Origin of the sequence: Paraburkholderia sp. Ac-20340 (genome assembly GCF_017104965.1) — a bacterium.
Lineage (GTDB): Bacteria > Pseudomonadota > Gammaproteobacteria > Burkholderiales > Burkholderiaceae > Paraburkholderia.
Map to the genome: position 1 here is coordinate 19,183 of NZ_JAAGPR010000054.1, position 20,454 is coordinate 39,636.

Annotated in this window: 20 protein-coding genes; 13 read left to right on the top strand and 7 right to left on the bottom strand. The window is 64.3% G+C overall.

Annotated features, from left to right (window positions below; genetic code table 11):
- Positions 1-173: 173 nt before the first annotated feature.
- Complete coding sequence (locus tag G3N59_RS35320; protein ID WP_205987620.1) at positions 174-2,540, bottom strand: bifunctional diguanylate cyclase/phosphodiesterase; 2,367 nt, start codon at positions 2,538-2,540, stop codon at positions 174-176.
- A gap of 169 nt (positions 2,541-2,709) precedes the next feature.
- Between G3N59_RS35320 and G3N59_RS35325 the strand changes: the two genes are divergently transcribed.
- A complete protein-coding gene (locus tag G3N59_RS35325; protein ID WP_205987621.1) occupies positions 2,710-3,123 on the top strand; it encodes a VOC family protein in 414 nt (137 codons plus the stop codon).
- Between the two features lie 12 nt (positions 3,124-3,135).
- Here G3N59_RS35325 and G3N59_RS35330 read toward each other — a convergent pair whose 3' ends face one another.
- Genes G3N59_RS35330 through G3N59_RS35340 form a run of 3 tightly spaced genes read right to left on the bottom strand, consistent with a single transcriptional unit; the run spans position 3,136 to position 5,367 of the window.
- Positions 3,136-3,555, bottom strand: a complete 420-nt coding sequence (locus tag G3N59_RS35330) for a hypothetical protein (protein WP_205987622.1) — start codon at positions 3,553-3,555, stop codon at positions 3,136-3,138.
- Between the two features lie 18 nt (positions 3,556-3,573).
- On the bottom strand, positions 3,574-4,806 hold the full coding sequence (locus tag G3N59_RS35335; RefSeq protein WP_205987625.1) for a transglycosylase SLT domain-containing protein: 1,233 nt from the start codon (positions 4,804-4,806) through the stop codon (positions 3,574-3,576).
- 12 nt (positions 4,807-4,818) lie between these two features.
- Positions 4,819-5,367: a hypothetical protein gene (locus G3N59_RS35340; RefSeq protein ID WP_205987627.1), complete on the bottom strand. Its 549-nt coding sequence runs from the start codon at positions 5,365-5,367 to the stop codon at positions 4,819-4,821.
- A gap of 83 nt (positions 5,368-5,450) precedes the next feature.
- On the opposite strand from G3N59_RS35340, the gene G3N59_RS35345 reads away from it, so the two are divergent.
- The gene (locus tag G3N59_RS35345; RefSeq protein ID WP_205987628.1) at positions 5,451-6,509 is read left to right on the top strand and encodes a 3-keto-5-aminohexanoate cleavage protein; all 1,059 of its coding nucleotides are present in this window, start codon (positions 5,451-5,453) and stop codon (positions 6,507-6,509) included.
- A gap of 8 nt (positions 6,510-6,517) precedes the next feature.
- Positions 6,518-6,826 carry a Rieske 2Fe-2S domain-containing protein gene (locus tag G3N59_RS35350; protein WP_205987629.1) on the top strand — a complete coding sequence of 103 codons (309 nt, stop codon included), beginning with the start codon at positions 6,518-6,520 and terminating at the stop codon, positions 6,824-6,826.
- A 10-nt stretch (positions 6,827-6,836) separates the two neighbouring features.
- On the opposite strand, the gene G3N59_RS35355 is transcribed toward G3N59_RS35350, so the two are convergent.
- Positions 6,837-7,868 (bottom strand): AraC family transcriptional regulator, encoded by a 1,032-nt coding sequence (locus tag G3N59_RS35355; protein WP_205987630.1) that lies wholly within the window; start codon positions 7,866-7,868, stop codon positions 6,837-6,839.
- Positions 7,869-8,164: 296 nt separating this feature from the next.
- On the opposite strand from G3N59_RS35355, the gene G3N59_RS35360 reads away from it, so the two are divergent.
- The 7 genes from G3N59_RS35360 to G3N59_RS35390 all read left to right on the top strand — a co-directional run bounded on the left by G3N59_RS35360 (position 8,165) and on the right by G3N59_RS35390 (position 14,773).
- Positions 8,165-9,145, top strand: a complete 981-nt coding sequence (locus tag G3N59_RS35360) for a quinone oxidoreductase (protein ID WP_205987631.1) — start codon at positions 8,165-8,167, stop codon at positions 9,143-9,145.
- A gap of 9 nt (positions 9,146-9,154) precedes the next feature.
- Complete coding sequence (locus G3N59_RS35365) at positions 9,155-10,003, top strand: TauD/TfdA family dioxygenase (RefSeq protein WP_205987633.1); 849 nt, start codon at positions 9,155-9,157, stop codon at positions 10,001-10,003.
- Positions 10,004-10,072: 69 nt separating this feature from the next.
- Entirely contained in the window at positions 10,073-11,131 is a 1,059-nt protein-coding gene (locus tag G3N59_RS35370) for a 3-keto-5-aminohexanoate cleavage protein (RefSeq protein WP_205987635.1), read from the top strand.
- A 14-nt stretch (positions 11,132-11,145) separates the two neighbouring features.
- A complete protein-coding gene (locus tag G3N59_RS35375) occupies positions 11,146-11,763 on the top strand; it encodes an alpha/beta hydrolase (protein ID WP_205987638.1) in 618 nt (205 codons plus the stop codon).
- Positions 11,764-11,869: 106 nt separating this feature from the next.
- Positions 11,870-13,144: an MFS transporter gene (locus tag G3N59_RS35380; protein WP_205987639.1), complete on the top strand. Its 1,275-nt coding sequence runs from the start codon at positions 11,870-11,872 to the stop codon at positions 13,142-13,144.
- A gap of 129 nt (positions 13,145-13,273) precedes the next feature.
- Positions 13,274-14,398, top strand: a complete 1,125-nt coding sequence (locus G3N59_RS35385) for a porin (RefSeq protein ID WP_205987640.1) — start codon at positions 13,274-13,276, stop codon at positions 14,396-14,398.
- 33 nt (positions 14,399-14,431) lie between these two features.
- Positions 14,432-14,773 carry a BON domain-containing protein gene (locus G3N59_RS35390; RefSeq protein WP_205987642.1) on the top strand — a complete coding sequence of 114 codons (342 nt, stop codon included), beginning with the start codon at positions 14,432-14,434 and terminating at the stop codon, positions 14,771-14,773.
- Positions 14,774-14,800: 27 nt separating this feature from the next.
- On the opposite strand, the gene G3N59_RS35395 is transcribed toward G3N59_RS35390, so the two are convergent.
- Both G3N59_RS35395 and G3N59_RS35400 read right to left on the bottom strand, forming a co-directional pair.
- Positions 14,801-16,147 (bottom strand): hypothetical protein, encoded by a 1,347-nt coding sequence (locus tag G3N59_RS35395; protein WP_205987645.1) that lies wholly within the window; start codon positions 16,145-16,147, stop codon positions 14,801-14,803.
- Between the two features lie 231 nt (positions 16,148-16,378).
- Positions 16,379-17,437 carry a LacI family DNA-binding transcriptional regulator gene (locus G3N59_RS35400; protein ID WP_346777985.1) on the bottom strand — a complete coding sequence of 353 codons (1,059 nt, stop codon included), beginning with the start codon at positions 17,435-17,437 and terminating at the stop codon, positions 16,379-16,381.
- A 185-nt stretch (positions 17,438-17,622) separates the two neighbouring features.
- Between G3N59_RS35400 and G3N59_RS35405 the strand changes: the two genes are divergently transcribed.
- Genes G3N59_RS35405 through G3N59_RS35415 form a run of 3 tightly spaced genes read left to right on the top strand, consistent with a single transcriptional unit; the run spans position 17,623 to position 20,276 of the window.
- A complete protein-coding gene (locus tag G3N59_RS35405; RefSeq protein ID WP_205987647.1) occupies positions 17,623-18,696 on the top strand; it encodes a fatty acid desaturase family protein in 1,074 nt (357 codons plus the stop codon).
- Between the two features lie 34 nt (positions 18,697-18,730).
- Positions 18,731-19,039, top strand: coding sequence for a MocE family 2Fe-2S type ferredoxin (locus G3N59_RS35410; RefSeq protein WP_205987648.1), 309 nt, complete (start codon positions 18,731-18,733; stop codon positions 19,037-19,039).
- 4 nt (positions 19,040-19,043) lie between these two features.
- Positions 19,044-20,276 carry an FAD-dependent oxidoreductase gene (locus tag G3N59_RS35415; protein ID WP_205987649.1) on the top strand — a complete coding sequence of 411 codons (1,233 nt, stop codon included), beginning with the start codon at positions 19,044-19,046 and terminating at the stop codon, positions 20,274-20,276.
- Positions 20,277-20,454 lie beyond the last annotated feature (178 nt).

Below are 20,454 nucleotides of genomic sequence, written 5' to 3' on the forward strand. Positions count from 1 at the left end.
CGATCCGTCCGGCAGTGATTGAATACGCTCGCCCGGTACCCTGGATGTCGGGACAAAAAAAGCCCCGAACAATGTCGGGGCTTGAAACGATGATGCTGGCGAGGGCAGCCGTGAGGGCCAACGCGTGCCTCGAACGCGTCATGCGCTCGCGCTCCCCAGGCTCCCATCGTCCCTCAAGCGGCTTCCGGCCAAGGCAGGTCGGGCGATGCCCAGTCCAGTTCGACGGCGAGCAAGACTTGCTGGCTATTGATCTCGATGGCGATCGAAGCGATCACGCACAGGCAGCCCGTCAGCGGCGAGAGCATTGGGCCGGAGTAGACCGCCTGGCCGTTGTTGCGCGTGGCTTTCCAGAAGAACGCGCGATGGTCCCAGCGGCCGCCGGCCGCGTCGCTGCCGTTGTGCAGGCTCAGCGGCGGGTCGGTGCGCGCCGCGCCGCGCGCTTCGAACAGCGTGGGCCGGCCAGTCGGGCCGAGCACGAAGGCGCGCACGCATTGCGGCCCGGCCAGCAGTTTCGCCAGCGATTCGGGATAGGGGACGCCGGACTGCACCTGGCGGCTTGCTTCCGCGAGGTCGGTGAGCCACGGGCGGATTGCGCCGTCGAAGCGGCTCATGCGCACCGCGCGCGCTTCGGCGGCAATATCGAAAGCATGGTCGATGCGCGTGGGCGTGGTGTCGGCGGGCGCCAGCGAAGCGTTCGGGCGCCCGAGCAGAAAGCCTTGGGCGATATCGACTTTCGCCTCGACGGCCAGCACGAGTTCTTCGGTCGTCTCCACGCCTTCGACCACCACGACGATATCGGCCTGATGCAGCAGCGTGACCATATCGCGCAACAAAGGGCGGCCCGAGCGGCGATTGCGCGCGCGGATCAGTTCGCCATCCAGTTTCACGAGGTCGGGCTGGATGCGCAGCAGGCGGTCGAGATTCGAGTAGCGCGCGCCAAAGTCGTCCACGGCGATCAGGAAGCCGCAGTCGCGATAGCGGTTCGCGGCCAGCGAGAGCGCGTCCGGGCAGGCATCGTCGGACTCGAGCAGTTCCAGCACGATATCGCCGGGCGCGAGACCCGCTGCGTCGACCATGCGCGCGAGTTCGGTGTCGTAACCCGTGCGGATGAAAGTCGAGGGCAGGATGTTCAGGAACAGCCGCGCGCCTTCCGGCAGTCGGCCCGCGGCGCTTTGCAGATGGCAGCGATGCGCGAGCACATCGAGTTCGCGTAATTCGGCCGGCGTGAGGCCGCCGAACAGCACGACTGGCGGCACGAGGCCGCCGTGATCGTCTTCGCCGCGCAGCAGCGCCTCTACGCCGATCAGCTTTTCGCGCGGCAGGCTCCAGAGCGGCTGGAAATGCGATAGCAGCGTGACGTCGCGCCAGCGCAGGCGTTGCGCTGGTTGCGGCGCGCTGGCCTGCTGAACGGCGTCGTTCGCGGCCGTGTTGCGCACGGTCACCAGCGAGGTGCCGCGCTCGAATGCCAGCTGATTGCGCCCGGCCTGCTTGGCGCGGAATAGCGCTTCGTCGGCGCGTTCGAGCAGCGCGGCGAGATTGTCGTCGATATCGTCGTCGGTAATTTCAGCGCGCATTTGCGCCACGCCGATGCTCACGGTCACGAAGCCGTCGGGCCGCGCGATCTGCGAAACCACATGGCGCAGCGACTGGGCCAGGCCCGCGATGGGCGTGGGCGCCTGTTCTTCCACCAGCACGACGAATTCCTCGCCGCCCATGCGGGCGATCAGCGCGCCTTCGGGCGCGTGCTGCACGATCGCATCGGCTACGTTCTGCAGCGCCTTGTCGCCCGCGCCATGGCCGAACTGTTCGTTGATCGACTTGAACTGGTCGACATCGACAAACAGCAGGGCGACGGGGCGGCCCGCTTTGCGGCGCGCGTCGATAAAACTGGCGGCTTCGTCGAGAAAGGCGCGCCGGTTCAGCACGCCGGTCAAGGCATCGGTGGCGGCGAGCCTGGTGAGCGTTTCTTCGAGCCGGAACTGGCGATAGCGGAAGTGATAGAAGCCGAAATGAAACACCACGGCCGTCGCGAACGCGATCACGACCCATACGGCGAAGATCGCGAGTTGCGCGGCGTCGTGCGGCAGGCTGAATACGAAGGGCAGCGTCGCGGCGTAATAACCCACGCTGCCCACCGCGAAATGGCGCGGCGTGAGCCAGAGCGGCGCGGCGCACAGCGTAATGGCCACGACGGCGGGTGTCATCCAGGCGAGCTTGTCGTCGGTGCCTTGCACGAGCGCGTTGGCCGCCAGTTGCATGATCACCACATAGGCCACGCCGATAAAGCCGAATTGCGCCGTCGTACGCGAGCGCGGAATGGCCAGCACCAGCAGCACGAGCAGCAGGCCGGCGATCGCCGTGATCCAGAACGGGAACGGCGCGCTGAACAGTTGCGCGCGCGCCACCGCGAACAGCGTAAAGGCGCCGATCGACAGCGACATGGTGACGAACGAAAGCGGGCGCTGATGCTCGAGCGAGCGCGCATGAAATCGATTTCGTTCGGCCGCGTTGGCCGGGGAAGCAAAGACGGAAAACCGCATGACTCGCACTCCGGCGATTTGTCGGACGAAAGGAGGCGCCCAGTATAGCCGCCGTGGATGCTTTGCGGATATGCGCGTCAAAAGACGGCGCGGCGGCCAGAAGCTCGTGCGCCCGGAAGTCGCAAATTGGCCGTATAGAATGGGCTCGAATATAACTTGAGCCCATGCGATGCAATTACTCGACCATGTATCGATCGGCGTGCCCGATCTGGACGCAGCCCGTCCGTTTTATGACGCCATCATGACAGCGCTCGGTGCCTGCAAGGTCTATGACCGGCCTGCGGCGCTCGGCTACGGAGAACGTTGCGATGCCAACGATCTGACTTCGACTTGCCTCGCCGTGTATCTGGATGCCAGCGGCGATACCCGCGAAATCGCGCCAAACAAGCGCCATTGGTGCTTCAAGGCGCAATCGCGCGCTGAGGTCGACGCCTTCTTCGAAGCCGGGCTCGCAGCGGGCGGACGCTCGGACGGCGAACCCGGTTTGCGCGAACATTATCATCGCGATTACTACGCGGCGTTTCTTGTCGATCCGGCGGGCAATCGCGTCGAAGCGGTCTGTCATGCGGCCAGCGCGCCTTGATGCGCTGGCCGTCTAGCGCTCCCAGGGCGCATCGCGGCCGCTGCGCGCGAAATGCGCGAGGCGCTCCTGCGCCTTGAGTACCGTAAATACCGGCGCGCGGCGCAATTGCCGCTCGTGCAGATCGAGCAGCCAGGCCGCGAGCGCCTTGTCGTCTTCGCGCAGCGCGTAGAGATCGAGATCGGTATCGTGCGTGGTGCTGCCGATCATTCGTTCGATGTCCTTAAATTCTGTGTGATCGGCATGACAGATTCCCGCGTCGCATAAGAACCAGGTCAGATACGCCGTTTCGATCAGCACGGCCAGTTGATGGCCATTGCCTTTGCCGCACAGCAGGGCTGCAAGCGCGAGGTGGATACGCAGCAGGCGCTCCTGGATCGCCGTGGGCGACCCGGGCAACAACATCGACTTACTGAGGGGTTTCTTGCCGTACATGGTGCCGTTCAGTCGATGTCATTTCGTCACGTACCACAGGGCGCTCGTGCCCGGGTTTGCGTTCGTGTTGGTGCTGTTCGTGTCGCTCTTTGCGGGTGCCGATGGCTTGTTGACCGACGGTGTTTGTGCGACCGGCCACGTTGCCCCGGCAGCAGGCGGCGTGGCCTGTGCCTCGGTCTGCACCGCGGTACGCGCCGGCTCCTGTGCTTTTGTCTGCACCTGGGCGGCCTGGCGCGGCACGTTGAGATACCAGAGCGCATCGGTCGAAGGCGCGGCCGCTTTATCGGTCTTATCGGCTTTATCGGCCTTATTGCTCTTTGCCGCCGTATTCTGCGCGCCAGGCGAAGCCGGGCGGCCCGCATCGGCGTTCGCGGTTTTTTGCGCCCGTGCCTCGGACGTGCCGATCTGGAAAATCAGCGTGCGTTCCGCCGATGAGATCACCGCATAGGGCGGCTGCGCTTCCCAGCGCAACAGCACGCGCCCGCGCGGCGTGTCCGCGAAGATCGCGGGCGGGCGTTTCATGTCGCTGAACTGCACGTAGATCTTCGCGCCGTCGTCGAATACCTGTACGGGCTTGGCGTCGTCCGCGCCGGTCACGGCCCAGCCGAAGCTGTAGGCGCCGGGCGCCACGCCTTGCGCGATCGCCTGCGAGGCCGGCAGCGCAGCGGGCGCCGACTGCGTGGTGCGCGGCGCGTTCATGCGGACCTGCGTGACTTCGAGATTCGAAAACGGGTTGTAGCCGCCCGCGGGCGGCGTGTAGGAGGGCGGGAGGATAGGCATGGGCGAGTCCGGCGAACGGGTGATGGATTGCGCGGTGGCGTAGACCTTTTGCGCGTAGGCCAGGCGCTTTTCGGGCGAGGCGGCGTTGTACGCACCGATCGCATTCCATGTCGGGCCGAACTGGCGGATGTTTTCCGCGAGAATCCAGGCGGCGACGTAGGCGTTCGTGCAGGGATCGTAAAGGCTCTGTTCGGTGATGCCCACCTGCGCGAGGCGCGGCAACCAGGAACTGTTGATCTGCATGAGGCCGATATCGACCGTGCCGTTGCTGTTGCGATTGACGACGTTGGTCTGGGTGCCGGATTCCACCTGCGCAATGGCGCGCATCAGGCTCACGTTGACGTGCTGGAACGCGGCCGCGTCGTCGATGCAATCGGCGAAGGCGAGGCCGGGCGCGGCGCTCAGGAACGCGGCGAGCGCGAGCAGGCGGGGCGGAACAGGGCGTAGCGAGGGCGTGGTCGGGTACTGCATGATTGGTCTGGTCTATGCGCGAGAGTTCGCCGTGCGGCGGCGATCGTTTTTCTTCGCAGTGACATTCCCCGGTCGTGGTGGTTTTAAATCGCGCTGCGCATTCGAAGACAAGGCTGCGCGAATTTCGCTTTGGTCAATTTTTGCCGGTTTGTCACCGGCAGGTATTTTATGCTGATTTTGTTCTTCTCGCGCCACGATATTGGACGCGGTTCGGCATTTTAATTTGAATCGACCGGATTGCGATAGATGGTGAAGTGAATAATATGGCTTATGGATTTTGTAAATGGCTTTCAGGCCGCGGCGGGCGGCTCGGGCGACCGCCGCGGGCGGCTGGCGCTGCCTTGCATTGCCGGTGGATATTCGCCGGTAATTTATCCCGTCATATGCCGATCGCATCGAATGACGGCATTTTTTTCGTGAATTTCCGAAATATTCCGAGTTGTTAAATTGATTTAATTTCAGGTTCCGATCTGAAAAGCCGTGGGCTTTATTCCGGCTAAATAGGTTCGGGAAACGTCCGGCGATGTCCGGCGATGTCCCAATCCGCCAGGCGACTGTCATCCACGATCAAGCGCGGCGCGCATCGAAGCCGAACAATAAGGCGCATTCCCACCGATCGTCTGCTCGCCACCTGGAGATTCCCCATGAACTTTCTCGACGGCCATCTTTTCCCCGAGAACCAGCCGCCGCTGATCATCACCGCCGCGCCCTATGCGCCCGGCTGGCTGCCCGGCGATTTTCCCGATGACATTCCCGTGACGATGGAGGCGCAGATCCAGAAGGCCGTCGATTGCTACAACGCGGGCGCGACGGTGCTGCATCTGCATGTGCGCGAACTCGACGGCAAGGGCAGCAAGCGGCTATCGCAATTCAATGCGCTGATTGCCGGTGTGCGCCGGGCGGTGCCGCAGATGATCATCCAGGTGGGCGGATCGATCTCATTCGCGCCGGAAAACGAAGGGCAGGCTGCGCAATGGCTGTCCGACGACACGCGCCATATGCTCGCCGATCTCGAACCCGCGCCGGACCAGGTCACGGTGACGGTCAACACCTCGCAGATGAACGTGACCGATCAGGCCGAAGACGCTGATTTCAAGGGCACCTCGCGCGAGCATCCCGCGATCTTCGGCGCCTATAAGGAAATGACGGTTCCGGCCCAGCCGGGATGGGTCGAGGAACACGTGCGCCGTCTCACGGCGAAGGGTATTCAGAGCGCGTTCCAGTGCTACAACCTCAACAGCTTCGAGTCGGTCGAGCGGCTGATGCGGCGCGGCTTCTACAAAGGGCCGCTGGTGATGAACTGGGTCGCGATTGCGGGCGGCATGGATACGCCCAGCGTCTATAGCCTCGCCAATTTCATGCGCGCGGTGCCCGATGGCGCGGTGGTCACGGTGGAAAGCAACGTGCGCAATGTGCTGCCCGTGAACATGATGGGCATTGCGATGGGCCTGCACGTGCGCTGCGGTATCGAAGACTGTTTGTGGAACCAGGCGCGCACGGCAAAAATGAGTACCGTAAAGCAGATCGAGCAACTGGTGCGCATCGCACGCGAGTTCGGCCGCGATATCGCTACGGCGAAAGAGGCACGCGAGATATCGCGCATCGGCGTGTTTTACGACACGGTCGAAGCATCGCTGCTCGCGAATGGCTTTGCGCCGAATCGCCAAGGCGCGAATCAGGGCTTTCTGCGCAAAAGCGCATGAGCGCGCTTATGAACACACCCATTCCCGTTTGCGCCGATAGCGACCTGGGTGAAGGGCAGCGCAAACTCGTATTCGTCGATGGCGGCAGCGTGGTGGTCTTTCGTATCGAAGGGCAATTGCATGCCATCGAAAATAGTTGTCCGCACAACGGTGCATCGCTTGCGAATGGCGCGTTGCAAGGGAGCGTGCTGAGTTGCCCCGCGCACGGTTTGCGTTTCGATCTGCGTACTGGGCGTGTAATGGGCGGCGGCCAGCTTTGTCTGAACCGCCTGAGCACGCAGGTGATCGATGAGCAGATCAGCGTGGCGAAGCCATAGAAAGCGCGATCTAGTGGCCGGTGTGAACAGAACCGTTGGCGTTCTGTTCGAGCAGCGCGCCGCGCCAATGGCTGGGCGCCTGACCGAACTCGCTGCTGAACCAGCGTGAAAACGCACTCAATTCCGAAAACCCCAGCAGGTCCGCGACATCGGAAACCGAATGGCGCGGCTGCGTCAAATAGCGGATCGCCAGCGACGCTCGTACTTCGTTGAGCAGCGTCGAAAAGCGCATGCCGGTCTGTTCGAGCTGACGTTGCAGCGTGCGTGGCGTGAGGCCCAGCCGCATGCTGACGGGCTCGATCGCGCCCTGTCCACGCGGCAGCAGGATATGCAGCGTGCGCCGCACATTGTCGGCGAGCGATTCCTGCTGATAACGCGGCTGCAGGTCGAGCAATTCTTTGGCGTAGTGCGCGAGATGCGCATCGGCGAGCGGATTGGCGCGATCGAGATCGTGCCGCGCCATCACGATGCCATCGCACTCGCTTTCGAATTCCACCCGCTGGCCGAAGAAGCGCCGATGCACTTCTACGCTAACGGGCGCTGCATGCGTGAAATGCACGCTGCGCGGCATGTATTGGGGACCCAGCATCGCGCGTACGAGGCTGAAGACCGCGCCCACCGCCATTTCGACGATTTCGGGGCCGGGGTGCGGGCGGCCGGTCATCAACGCCACATGAAGTACCGCCACGTCGTCGACTTCCTCGACATGCACGGCGACCGAATCGCTTAGCAGATGCCGATAGCTTTCGATCTGCGCGAGCACGTCGCGCAGCGTGGCCTGATGCTGCAAAAACAGGCTCAGCGCGCCGAAATCGGCCAGCCGCCACGCCTCGCCGATACGTACGCCCAGCGCCGCGCCGCGTTGGTGCGCCGAGACCTCGAACACGCGCGCGAAGCTCGCTTCGGGAATGCGCAGGTCCGGTGTCGTCAGACAGGACGGATCGATGCCGGCTTCGCGCAGCGCGCGCACGGGATCGAGGCCGATGCTGCGGGCGATCTGGGCGTACTTGGTGAGGGAGGCGGTGCGAACCAGGAGGGGCATGGCGTGAAAAACAGACGTGATCCGTCGAGGCTACCGTCGGCGCGGGGCGGCGTCTGTCAGGAATAACCATGAACGCGGGCCGTGTCAGCAGCGCGTGCAGGCGCTTGTCGTTCAGCGTCAGGTCGTGTCGCGCGTGGTCAAGCGCGCCGGGCGTGGGCTTACCACAATGGGGTTTCATGACGGTGCGCCAGATAAACCGATGTCGATGCCGATGCAGCCAAGACGCTGCAAGCGCAGACGGCATCGAAAAGAAACGACGCATTGATACGAACAATCCGCTCTACAGGAGACACGAAGTGGCCCATGCAATCCGATTTCACGAGACGGGCGCGCCCGACGTCATGCGCTGGGAGGAGGTGGCCGTCGGCGCGCCGGGCGCGGGCCAGGTGAGGCTGCGCCACGAGGCGGTCGGACTGAATTTCGCCGATACGTATTTCCGCAGCGGGCTTTATCCGGTGCCGCTGCCGGCCGGCATGGGCGTGGAGGCGGCCGGCGTCGTGGAAGCGGTGGGCGCGGGCGTGAGCGGCGTGGTGCCGGGCGATCGCGTGACCTATACGGGCTTCGTCAACACGCTGGGCGCATATAGCACCGAGCGCCTGATCGGCGCGGATTCCCTCATCAAACTGCCCGACGCGATCGCCTGCGAAACGGCGGCCGCCATGACCATGCGCGGCCTGACCGCTGCGTACCTGATGCGCCGCATCTGGCCGCTCGCGCCGGGCGAAACGATCCTTGTGCACGCCGCGGCGGGCGGTGTCGGTTTGATCCTTTGCCAATGGGCCAAACTGCTCGGGCTCACGGTGATCGGTACGGTGTCGAGCGAGCAGAAAGCGGCCGTGGCCCGCGCGCACGGCTGCGATCACGTCATCTTTTACACGCGCGAAGACGTGGCGAAGCGCGTGCGCGAACTGACCGATGGCGCAGGCGTGGCCGTGGTGTACGACAGCGTCGGCAAGGACACGTTTGCGGCTTCGCTCGATTCGCTCAAGCGGCGCGGACTGCTGGTGTGCGTGGGCACGGCCTCGGGCAAGGCGCCCGCCTTCGAGCCGCAGATGCTGGCCATGAAAGGCTCGCTCTATGTGACGCGTCCGGCGCTGGCCGATTACATCGCCGATCCCGCCGAAAAAGCGGCGCTCGCCGATGAGATTTTCGGTCACGTCGCGGCCGGGCGCATCCGCATCGAAATCAATCAGCGTTATGCGCTCGAAGATGCCGTGCAGGCGCATCGCGATATCGAGGCGCGCCGCACGACCGGTTCGTCGGTCTTCACGCTCTGAGGAGGCGCGATGAAAGTCGAGCAATTGACCTGCGCGATCGGCGCGGAACTGGTGGGCGTCGATCTCGCCGATGCCGTGCACGACGACGGCCTGTTTGCCGCGATCAAGGCGGCGCTGCTCAGGCATAAGGTGCTGTTCCTGCGTGGCCAGACGCTCTCGCGCGCGGAGCACGTAGCGTTTGCCGAGCGTTTTGGCGCGCTGGAAGATCACCCCGTTGCGGGCAGCCATCCCGATCATCCGGGGCTGGTGCAGATTTACAAGACGCCCGATCACCCGAACGATCGCTACGAAAACGCCTGGCATTCCGACGCCACCTGGCGCGCCGCGCCGCAAATGGGCGCGGTGCTGCGCTGCGTGGAATGCCCGCCGGTAGGCGGCGATACCATGTGGGCCAATATGGCGCTGGCCTACGAAAAACTGCCGGAGACCGTGAAGGCGCAGATCGCGGATCTGCGTGCGAATCACAGCATCCAGTCGAGTTTTGGCGCAGCGATGCCGATCGACAAGCGGCTCGCGTTGAAAGCGCAATATCCCGATGCCGAACATCCGGTCGTGCGCACGCACCCCGAAACCGAAGAGAAAGTGCTGTTCGTCAACGGCTTCACGACGCATTTCGTCAACTATCACACGGCTGCGCGCGTGCGTATCGGCCAGGACCACAACCCCGGCGCGGGCCAGTTGCTGCATTACCTGATCAGCCAGGCCTACGTGCCCGAATACCAGGTGCGCTGGCGCTGGCAACCGGGCAGCGTGGCGATCTGGGACAACCGCAGCACGCAGCACTACGCCGTGATGGATTACCCGCCGTGTCATCGCAAGATGGAGCGCGCGGGCATTATCGGCGACATTCCGTATTGATACGGATGCCGAATCAATTATCGGTTTATCGATTCATTCATCGTACAAAAAAGACATTGGAGCCCGCACATGCAATTCTTCGACGATTCGCTGCATCCCGAGAACATGGACAAGGTCGTGATCACGGTGGCGCCTTATGGCCCCGAGTGGATGCCCGAGGACTTCCCGGAAGATATTCCGGTGACGATGGACGAGCAGGTGCAGAAAGCGGTGGACTGCTATAACGCGGGCGCGACGGTGCTGCATCTGCATGTGCGCGAGCTGGACGGCAAGGGTTCGAAACGTCTGTCGAAATTCAACGAGCTGATTGCCGGCGTGCGCAAGGCCGTGCCCGACATGATCATCCAGGTAGGCGGCTCGATTTCGTTCGCGCCGGAAGACGACGGCCAGGCCGCCAAATGGCTCTCCGACGATACGCGCCACATGCTGGCCGAACTCGAACCGCGCCCCGACCAGGTGACGGTCGCCATCAACACCACGCAGATGAACATCATGGAGTTGCTGTACCCGGAGTATCTGCAGGGCACGTCGCTGGCGAATCCGGCCTTGCAGGCGGCCTATGCGGAGATGACGGTGCCGGCGGGCCCGGCGTGGGTAGAGGAGCATCTGCGCCGCCTGCAGAACGCGGGCATCCAGCCGCATTTCCAGCTCACGGGCATTCACGCGCTGGAGACGCTGGAGCGGCTGGTGCGCAAGGGCGCGTATCGCGGTCCGCTCAATCTCACGTGGATCGGCATCGGCGGCGGTTTCGACGGCCCGAATCCGTTCAACTTCTTCAACTTCGTGCACCGCGCGCCGCAAGGCTGCACGCTCACCGCCGAGTCGCTGCTCAAGAATGTACTGCCGTTCAACATGATGGCGATGTCGATGGGGCTGCATCCGCGCTGCGGGATCGAGGATACGATCATCGGCCAGCATGGCGAGCGCATGAGTTCGGTGCAGCAGATCGAGCAGTGCGTGCGCGTGGCGCGCGAACTGGGGCGCGAGATCGCCAGCGGCAAGGAGGCGCGTGCGATTTACCGCATCGGCACCTTCTACGACGACGTGGATACGACGCTCGCCGCCAATGGCTATCTGCCGAATCGCGCGCTCGCGTCGGGCCTCGGGCTCGTGAAGTCGGCGGCGTGAACGGGAAAAGCACCATGACGCACACCATCAGGCGCGAACCGTGGGTTGTGATCGTCCCTGGTCTGCGCGATCACATCGAGCAGCATTGGCAGACGCTGCTGGAGGCGCGCTTGCGAGCCGCGCGCCGGCCCGTGGCGGCGGTCGCGCCGATGGGCCGTGCCGATCTCGATTGCGCCGCGCGCGTGGACGCGATAGAAGCAGCGGTAAGGTCGTGCGTTCGCGCGAGCGCAGCGCCGGTGGTGATCGTCGCGCACAGCGCCGGTTGCCTTTCGGTCGCGCACTGGGCGCGCCGGTATCCGCGCACGGCCAGCGAAGCGATACGCGGCGCGTTGCTGGCGGTGCCGCCCGATTTCGACACGCCGATGCCCGAGGGCTATCCGCAAGCCGACGCGCTGGCGGCTGCGGGCTGGCTGCCGGTGCCGCGCGAAGCCCTGCCGTTCGCGTCGATCGTGGCGGCAAGCGGCAATGATCCACTCGCCCGTCATGCGTGGGTGGGCTCGATCGCGCGTGACTGGGGCAGCGAGTGCGTCGAACTCGGCGATGTGGGGCATCTGAATCCGGCCAGCGGTCACGGCGAATGGCCGGCCGCCGAGGGGCTGATCGAAGTGCTCGCGCGGCCTGGCGCGTTGTGACGGCTTGCGCGTAGTGTCCAGAACACGCACCCGGAATACAAGCCAGGAACAAGCGCCAGGAACAAGCCCCTGAAACAAGCGAACACACAAGGAGACGAACGTGGGAATGCAAGCGACCATCGCGATCGGCGAAGCCGACGCGGCCGCGCCAGATGTACCCAGGGCCTACGCTTGGTGCGTTTTCGCGCTGACCTTCGGCCTGCTGCTCGCGGATTACATGTCGCGCCAGGTGCTCAACGCGGTGTTTCCGCTGCTCAAGGCGCAATGGCAGCTTTCGGATACGCAACTGGGTTCGCTCAGCAGCATCGTCGCGCTGATGGTCGGGCTGCTGACCTTCCCGCTGTCTCTGCTCGCCGATCGCTGGGGCCGCGTGCGCAGCCTGATCCTGATGGCCGTGCTCTGGAGTCTCGCCACGCTGGGCTGTGCGGTCTCGGCGAACTACGGCCAGATGTTCGCGGCGCGCTTCTTTGTGGGCGTGGGCGAAGCCGCTTATGGCAGCGTGGGTCTGGCGGTGGTGCTCAGCGTGTTTCCCGCCCATCTGCGCGCGACGCTTTCGGGCTCGTTTCTCGCGGGCGGCGCATTCGGTTCGATGCTCGGCATGGCGCTTAGCGGCATCGTCGCGGCGCATCTGGGCTGGCGCTGGTCGTTCGCGACGATGGCCGTGTTCGGACTCGTGCTGGCCTCGCTTTACCGGCTCGTCGTGACGGAGCGGCGCATCGCGCCACGTGGGTTCAACGCGCAACGCACCGCGCGGCCGCGCTTCACACCGCGCAGCATTGCCAATGCCTTATTCGCAACCAGAGCCGTAATCTTCGCGTATGTGGGCTGCGGCATTCAACTGATCCTGCCCGGCGCGCTGTTCGCGTGGCTGCCGAGCTACCTCGTGCGTGCCTACGACATGCGTCTCGACCGCGCAAGCGTGATCGCCGCGTTGTTCGTGCTGACTTCGGGTTTGGGCATGATCGTTTGCGGCGCCTTGACCGATCGCATCAGCCGTCATCGGCCTGCGCGTAAATGGACGATGGCGGCGCTCTTTTGCGCTGCCTCGCTGGTTGCGTTCGCAACGGCTTTTCATCTGCCGCCGGGCACGCTGCAACTTGTGCTGATCGGCGGCGGCATGTTTATTACCTCCGGCGCGTGCGGGCCCACGGGCGCGCTGGTGGCCGAACTCACGCCGCCCGACATTCACGGCACCGCCATGGCGCTCTGGGCGCTCGCCAATAATCTGCTGGGCCTGGCCGCCGGGCCCGTGATTACCGGCTTGCTCGCCGATCGCATGGGCCTGCATGCCGCGCTGGAATGGATTCCTTTCGCGGCGCTGGCTTCCGCGCTGCTGTTCGCGGCGGGCCGGCGCAGCCATCTGCGCGTATTGCGCCGATAAAGCACACCACGCATCGCAACACGCCCGCGATCCCTATAAGAAAAATACGCGGGCACAACGAGATCGGGCCGGCACGTATCGGCACGGGCAATGGGCCTGCACAGGCCATCGGAGATCTGAGGAGACGCAATGAGAAAGCAGTGGAGTGCTGTGGCCGCCTGTGCGGCCATGGCGGGCGCAGCGCACGCGCAATCTTCGGTGACGCTGTATGGCGCCATCGATACCGGGCTGTTCTATCAAAGCTCGTTCGCGGCCTCGTTTTCGCCGGCCGCGAAAAACCTGGGCCACGTCTATGCCTTGAAAGACGCCGGTATTTACGCGAGTTTCTGGGGCATCAAGGGGAGTGAAGATATCGGCGGCGGCTACAAGGTCAATTTCCGGCTGCAGGGCGTGTTCAATAGCGGCAACGGCAAACTGGGTCTCGCCGATACCACCGGCGCCACCGCCGTGTTCAACCAGCAGACGACGATAGGCGTTTCCGGGCCGTTCGGCTCGATCGACGTCGGACGGCAATTCACGCCCATGATCTACGCGATGGCCGAAACCGACGTGCGCTCGGCGCAATATTTCGGCAGCATCCTGAGTGCGTGGCTGGGCATGAACCAGGTGGCGGGCTGGTCGGGCACGAACACCAACGTGCCGGTGGGCGCGCTCTACGATAGCAATGCCATCGTCTGGCAATCGCCGAAATGGCAGGGCGCTTCGCTTGCGCTTGAATACGCGCCGGGCGGCGTGCCGGGGCAGATCCAGGGCGGCACGCGCGAATCCGCAGTGCTCAAGTATTCGAATTACGGCCTGAATCTGGCTGCGGTGTACTACAACGCGCACGATACCAATCTCGCCGCCAATGTGCCGTCAACCGGCCTCGACAATAACCGGCTTTATTACTTCGGCGCGAAATACACGTTTCATGGGCTGTCGGTTTCGGCGTCGTATGGTATCGGCAAAAATCCGTCGAATACCGGTCACGCCGATTTTCAGCTCATTTCGGCCGGGCTTGGCTACCAGTTCACGCCGTTTTTTCGTGTGACGTCGGGCTTTTATTATCTGCGCGACCGGAATGACTCGGCGAATCATTCGGCCGAATATGCAATTGGCGCGGAATACAACCTCTCGAAGCGCACGCTGCTCTACGCGCAGGCGGGTTATGTGGCGAATCGCGGCAACATGAATCAGGCGATTACCTATGGCGAACCGGTCGCGCCCGGTATTTCGACCACGGCGGCGATGCTCGGCGTTCGCCATACGTTCTGAGTCTCACAGTAGCCATCACGCTTGGAGAAGTCGATGAGATATAGAGGAATCCTGTTTATGATTGCCGCGCTTTCTGGGCTGGTTTCGCTGCAAGCGCTGGCGCAGACCCATGCCGCGCCGGTTGCGCCATCGACTGCGAAGGATGCCCGCAAGGCCAATCGCGTGCTGAGCCGCAAGGTCTATGCGGCGATAGCGCAGCACAAGGAGATCGACGCGGGCAATATCAGCGTCGTCGCGCGAAACGGTGCGATCACGCTCGATGGCACGGTGAGGGAGGCCAGCCAGATCGATGCGGTGAGCGCCATCGCTCGCGCAGTGCCGGGCGTGACGGCCGTCACGAACCGGCTTTCGGTGCTGCGGCCGATGGGGGGATGACGCAGGACTTGCGTGCCACGCGTGCACCTATGCGGCGGCGCGGCGGCTACGCGCCGCCGCGATCCCCAGTGCGCGGCGCTTCAGATTGACGGTCTTGGCGGACAGACCAATGCGCTTGCCCAGTTCGAAATCGGAAATCTGGCCCAGCAGGGCAAGCTCCTCTTCGGTCCACGCGTGCCGCACGGGCGCAATGCCCAGTTCGGTGCGCTTCTTGTAGACGGTGGTATTGCTGCAGCCGATGCGCTCGGCGATCACGGCGTCGCTGACCTTGCCGAGTAGCGCAAGATGCTCCTCGCTCCATTGCAGGCGCGCACGCACGGGCGGCAGGCCGCGCCGGATGCGCTCGCTGCGCACGGTGTTGTAGCTCTTGCCGTAGCGCCAGGCCAGTTCCAGATCGGGCATCGTGCCGACCAGCGCAAGCCCTTCGGTCAGCCAGTTGCCGACGGTCTGGCCAGGCGGCAAACCCTGAGCCTGCGCGCCGCCCGCTATGCCCACTACGCCTGCCACGCCGCTGTGCGGATGCCGCCTGCGGCCGCGTTCGGCAACCGCCGCAAGGCCGAGCTTGCGCCGCTGCAAGCGCACCGTCACCGTCGCCAGCCCGATGCGCCTCGCGAGCTTCGCATCCGGAATCTGGCCGAGCAGTTGCAGTTCCTCGGGGCTCCATTGATGCCGCGCGCGTTCAATGCCCAGATATCGGCGCTTCTTGTTCACGACGGTTTCCGAAAGATTCAGCCGCAGTGCGACCTTGGCGTCGGACAGGGTGCCGAGCAGCGCGATCTCGTCTTCGGTCCAGACGTGCACGGTCTTGCAGGCGGCAATGCCGCACGCGACGCGCGCCCGCACGATCACGCCGGTGCTGACGCCTGCCTGGCGCGCCAGCGTGGCGTCGGGCAGTTTGCCGAGCAAGGCCAGCGTTTGCACATTGAGCTCGATGGCGCGCGATTTGGGCGCGATGCCCAGCCTGTGCCGCATCGCGCCGATGGTCTGCGGCACGACGCCGAAGCGCTGCGCGGCGTCCACGTCGGTGATCTTGCCGAGCAGGGCGATTTTTTCGCTGGTCCAGCGATGGCCGACGACGCCGCGCTCGCGCGCCGACTCGATGCCGAGCGCGCGCCGCTTGGCGCTCACCGTGGGCAACGAGGCGCCGGTGATGTGCGCAACCTGGGCGTCGGTCATCGTGCCGAGCAGCGCGACGACCTCGGGCGGCCACTGGTAGCGCGGCGGTCGGCCCCGGCGGTCGCGACGCTGCGCAGGGCGGGCGTTGGGCCGGCTTTCCGCGGGCGTGGCACAACGCTGGGACGGGCTGGATGTGACGCGCGGGGTTTGCGGCACGCCCGACGAAGGAGAATCGCTAATCAAAGGAAAGACGCGCATTTATTTTGTCATCCTGATTAATGAGAGTGGGAACTTCGGCGCGGCGAGGGTCGCCGTCGATCAGCCTGATCGACGAGCCGGGCGCGAGCCGAAGATTTAACTAGGGTGGGATAAAGATGTCTTTTGGAATACCCGAAAAATCCGAATTTTTATGTTTTCGGGTTCCGGTACGGCTCAAGACCGTCGCCGTTTGACCTTGGCTTGATCTTCGACAAGTTCGGTCAGGGTCGGTCAGGTTCGCAGGTAGGCGCTCTGCCGCACGTTCGCGGAGCAGAACACGCGGAATTCCACCGGCTCGTCGGCGCCCGCGCGCTCGACGATGCCGCACGCGTGCAGCGCATGCTGCAGGGCGGAGATGACCTGGCCGTCCGGGTCCTGGTCGATGACGATGTCCATGATGCCGGCGTCGATGTACTGACGGTGGGCATCGAACATCTCGTGGCCGATCCAGACCACCTCGCCCGCAAGCCCCGCCTTGCGCAGGGCCGCTTCGATGCCCGCCGATCCATAACCCGTGTTGTAGATGCCGGCGAGCGGCCCGCGCCGCAGGGCCGCGCTCACGGCCTGATAGCAGCGGTCGTCCTGATCGAGCGACTCGACGCTGGCGCTTTCGCAGACCAGATGCCCGTAGTGCGCGGCGATCTGCGCGCGGCAGCCTTCGATGCGGTCGGCGTGCGCGCGGTAGTCGAGCCGCGCGGGCAACAGCAGCACGCGCCCAGGCTTCGCCAGCCGCCCGAGAAAGTAGCCGGCGGTCTGCCCGGCGCGCAGATTGTCGATGCCCGCATAGTGCAGCCGGTCGATACCGCCGATGTCGGTGACCATCGTCACCACGGCTTCGCCGCGCGCGATGGCGGCCGCGAGCGCCGCGCGCACCTCGGGCGTGTCCTGGGCGGTGACGATCAGCGCCGCGCGAGGGTGACGCGAGCGGCCGATCGAAAGCGGCAGGCGCGCTTCGTCGGCGGCGGACAGCATGGTGCGGTGCACGATCACGCGGCGGTCCAGCATCTGCGTCGAGCGTTGCAGCGCCTCGCGCAGACGGCGGAAGAACGGCGAGTCGCTGCTGGGCACCAGCACATCGATATGGATGAGCCCGTGCTGGGTATCCGGCAACAGGCGCGGCACCGCAAGCTGGCGGGCCGCGGCGATCACGCGCTCGCGCGCCTGCGCCGAAACGCTGCCGCGCTCGTTGAGCACCCGGTCGACCGTGGTGGCGCTCACACCGGCCAGTTCGGCGATTTCGACGAAACGCGCGGTGCGTTTGCGCCAGCGCTGCGGGCTGTCTTCGGGCACGGTGTCTCCAGATCGGCGGAACCAGAAAAACGGAACAAGATAAACGCCATGCTGCGAGAAAGACGAAATTTCGTCAATTTTCCCGTTGAGGTCGGCGCGTTGCTGGCCTATTTTCGTGACATGAGTTTTCGTGACACGAGTTCCGCGCCAAAGAAGCGGAACCGAACCTGGACAAGGAGACACAGGTGGCGCCTACCGGAAACACCCAGAATGCGGCCGCGGCGCGCAGCGCCTACCGGCTGATTGGCGGCGCGGGCGAACGCGCGCGGGCCGCGGGGCTCGTCAACGCGCAGTGGTATCAATGCGCGGTGCCGCGCCCGGTGATGAAGCGATTGATGCAGCGCAGCGACGCGCGAGCGATCCGCGACACGCTGCTCTGGTACGCCGCGATCGTGGCGAGCGGCGCGCTCGCCGGACTGGCCTGGCACCTGCATTCGCTCTGGGCGATTGCGGCCTTCTTCGTGTACGGCACGCTGTATTGCAGCCCGGCCGATTCGCGCTGGCACGAGTCGGGCCACGGCACGGCCTTCAAGACGCGCTGGATGAACGACGTGCTGTATCAGATCGCCTCGTTCCAGGTATTCCGGCGCGCCACGGTCTGGCGCTGGAGCCACGCGCGCCATCACACCGATACGCTCGTGGTGGGCCGCGACCCGGAGATCGGCGCGCCGCGTCCGACCGACTGGCCTGGCATCGCGCTCAACGTATTCGCCATCAAGCACGTCTCGCATGAATTGCCGAAGATGGTGAGCGCCGCCTTCGGCAAAGTGGGCGCCGAAGAAGAGACCTTCATTCCCGCATCCGAATGGCCGAAGGTGGTGCGCGAGGCGCGTGTGAGCCTGAGTGTGTACGCGCTGGTGATTGCTGCGTGCATCGGCTTCCATTCGATTTTGCCGCTGCTTTATATCGGCTTGCCGAGCCTCTACGGCGCATGGCTTTATCTGTATTTCGGGCTCACGCAGCACGCCGGCATGCCGGAGAACGTGCTCGATCATCGACGCAATTGCCGCACGGTGCGGATGAACCCGCTGTTCCGCTTTCTGTACTGGAACATGAATTACCACGTCGAACACCATATGTTTCCGATGGTGCCGTTTCATGCGCTGCCGGATCTGCACGAAATCGTGAAGCACGACATGCCGCCGCCTTATAGCAGCACGCTGGCCGCCTATGCGGAGATTATCCCGGCGCTGGTGCGTCAGACGCGCGACCCCGAGTACGCCGTCGCGCGACCAATCCCGGAAACGGTGCGAGCCTGAACAATCAGTACACCCTATAAAACTGGAGACAACCATGACACAGTGGATCGACGCGGCGGCGCTGGACGATATCGAAGACGAAGACGTGATGCGTTTCGATCACGCGGGGCGTACCTTTGCGATTTATCGCATCGGCGACGATGTGTACGCGAGCGACGGCCTTTGCACACACGAACAGGTGCATCTGGGCGACGGACTCGTGATGGGGCATGTGATCGAATGCCCGAAACACAACGGCCGATTCGACGTGCGCGATGGCCGGCCGCTGAGCGCGCCGGTTTGCGAAAAGCTCAAGACCTGGCCCGCGAAAGTCGAGGGCGGGCGCATCCTGATCGAGGTGTGAAACGATGAACACCGAACGGGTGATGACGATCGTCGGCGCGGGACACGCGGGCGGGCGCGCGGCGCAGACGCTGCGCGAAGCGGGGTGGACTGGCGGCATCGCGATGATCGGCGCGGAGCGGCATCTGCCTTACGAACGTCCGCCGCTTTCCAAAGGCTTGTTGACGGGCGAGCGCGAAGCGCAGCAATGCCAGTTGCGGGCGCCGCATGCGTGGCGCGACGATCGGATCGAGCATGTGGTGGGCAAGGTGCAGGCGATCGATCCGCAGGCGCGCACGCTGCAACTCGCCGATGGCCGCAGCGTTGCGTATGAAGCGTTGCTGCTGGCGACGGGTGGGCATTTGCGTCGGCTATCGATTCCGGGGGCGCAGCTGGAGGGCGTGGTGGGGCTGCGCACGCTGGACGATGCTGCGGCTTTGGCGCCGCGTTTTGAAGAGCAGGCGAGAGTGGTGGTGATTGGCGGCGGGTTTATCGGGCTGGAAGTGGCGGCTTCTGCGCGGGCGCGCGGGTGTCGTGTGTGTGTTGTCGAAGGCGCTGCGCGATTGCTGGGACGCTGTGTGCCGGCTGCCATTGCGGCGCAGGTGCAGGCGTTGCATGAGCGTCATGGCGTGCGTGTCGTGCTGGAGGTGTCGCCTGTTTCGATTACGCGTAGCGATGATGGCGCGCTTGCTGTTTTGCTGGATTCTGGCGAAGTGCTGGAGGCGGATACGGTGGTGGTGGGAATCGGTATCGAACCTGCCGATGAGCTTGCGCGCGAGGCTGGGTTGGAGACTGCGCGGGGCGTTGTGGTGGGTGAGACGCTGGAGAGTTCTGTGGCGGGTGTTTTTGCGGCTGGAGATGTGGCGGTGTTTCCTAGCCGGTTGGGGGAGCATCGGATTCGGCAGGAGACGTGGCATAACGCGCAGTCGCAGGCGTGTGTGGCGGCGCGCAATATGCTGGGTGCTGGGGAGGTTTATCGCGAGACGCCGTGGTTCTGGTCGGATCAGTTTGATCGGCAATTGCAGGTGGTGGGGGAGCCGGCTCTCGGTGTGCGGGAGGTTGTTAGGGATGTGGCGGGGGATGGGCGTGTTTATTTTGCTTTTGATGGTGGGGGGCGCCTGGTGGCGGCTAGTGGGTTTGGGGCGGTTTCCGGTTTTGCGAAGGAGATGCGCGTGGCGCGGTTGATGGTGGAGCGTGGGGTGGCTGTTGATGGTTTGGCGCTTGCTGATCCGCTTGTTAAGTTGAAGAGTTTTATTTGAATTGGTGTTGCTGTTGCTGTTGCTGTTGCTGTTGTTGGCATTTCCTTGTTTTCGTGTCGGTCTATTAGCGTCGCCCCTGTGCGGGGCGGCACCTACTTTTCTTTGCAGCGGTGTATGGACTGGAGACATAGGTAACAGGTGTACGGAGACATGGGTAACACATTCTCCGTTCACGTTT

What these genes read in the sequence shown, in the direction of transcription:
- G3N59_RS35320 (WP_205987620.1), bottom strand. Translation starts at nt 2,540, where the DNA reads ATGCGGTTTTCCGTCTTTGCTTCCCCGGCCAACGCGGCCGAACGAAAT.
- G3N59_RS35325 (WP_205987621.1), top strand. Translation starts at nt 2,710, where the DNA reads ATGCAATTACTCGACCATGTATCGATCGGCGTGCCCGATCTGGACGCA.
- G3N59_RS35330 (WP_205987622.1), bottom strand. Translation starts at nt 3,555, where the DNA reads ATGTACGGCAAGAAACCCCTCAGTAAGTCGATGTTGTTGCCCGGGTCG.
- G3N59_RS35335 (WP_205987625.1), bottom strand. Translation starts at nt 4,806, where the DNA reads ATGCAGTACCCGACCACGCCCTCGCTACGCCCTGTTCCGCCCCGCCTG.
- G3N59_RS35340 (WP_205987627.1), bottom strand. Translation starts at nt 5,367, where the DNA reads ATGACAGTCGCCTGGCGGATTGGGACATCGCCGGACATCGCCGGACGT.
- G3N59_RS35345 (WP_205987628.1), top strand. Translation starts at nt 5,451, where the DNA reads ATGAACTTTCTCGACGGCCATCTTTTCCCCGAGAACCAGCCGCCGCTG.
- G3N59_RS35350 (WP_205987629.1), top strand. Translation starts at nt 6,518, where the DNA reads ATGAACACACCCATTCCCGTTTGCGCCGATAGCGACCTGGGTGAAGGG.
- G3N59_RS35355 (WP_205987630.1), bottom strand. Translation starts at nt 7,868, where the DNA reads ATGCCCCTCCTGGTTCGCACCGCCTCCCTCACCAAGTACGCCCAGATC.
- G3N59_RS35365 (WP_205987633.1), top strand. Translation starts at nt 9,155, where the DNA reads ATGAAAGTCGAGCAATTGACCTGCGCGATCGGCGCGGAACTGGTGGGC.
- G3N59_RS35370 (WP_205987635.1), top strand. Translation starts at nt 10,073, where the DNA reads ATGCAATTCTTCGACGATTCGCTGCATCCCGAGAACATGGACAAGGTC.
- G3N59_RS35375 (WP_205987638.1), top strand. Translation starts at nt 11,146, where the DNA reads ATGACGCACACCATCAGGCGCGAACCGTGGGTTGTGATCGTCCCTGGT.
- G3N59_RS35380 (WP_205987639.1), top strand. Translation starts at nt 11,870, where the DNA reads ATGCAAGCGACCATCGCGATCGGCGAAGCCGACGCGGCCGCGCCAGAT.
- G3N59_RS35385 (WP_205987640.1), top strand. Translation starts at nt 13,274, where the DNA reads ATGAGAAAGCAGTGGAGTGCTGTGGCCGCCTGTGCGGCCATGGCGGGC.
- G3N59_RS35390 (WP_205987642.1), top strand. Translation starts at nt 14,432, where the DNA reads ATGAGATATAGAGGAATCCTGTTTATGATTGCCGCGCTTTCTGGGCTG.
- G3N59_RS35395 (WP_205987645.1), bottom strand. Translation starts at nt 16,147, where the DNA reads ATGCGCGTCTTTCCTTTGATTAGCGATTCTCCTTCGTCGGGCGTGCCG.
- G3N59_RS35410 (WP_205987648.1), top strand. Translation starts at nt 18,731, where the DNA reads ATGACACAGTGGATCGACGCGGCGGCGCTGGACGATATCGAAGACGAA.
- G3N59_RS35415 (WP_205987649.1), top strand. Translation starts at nt 19,044, where the DNA reads ATGAACACCGAACGGGTGATGACGATCGTCGGCGCGGGACACGCGGGC.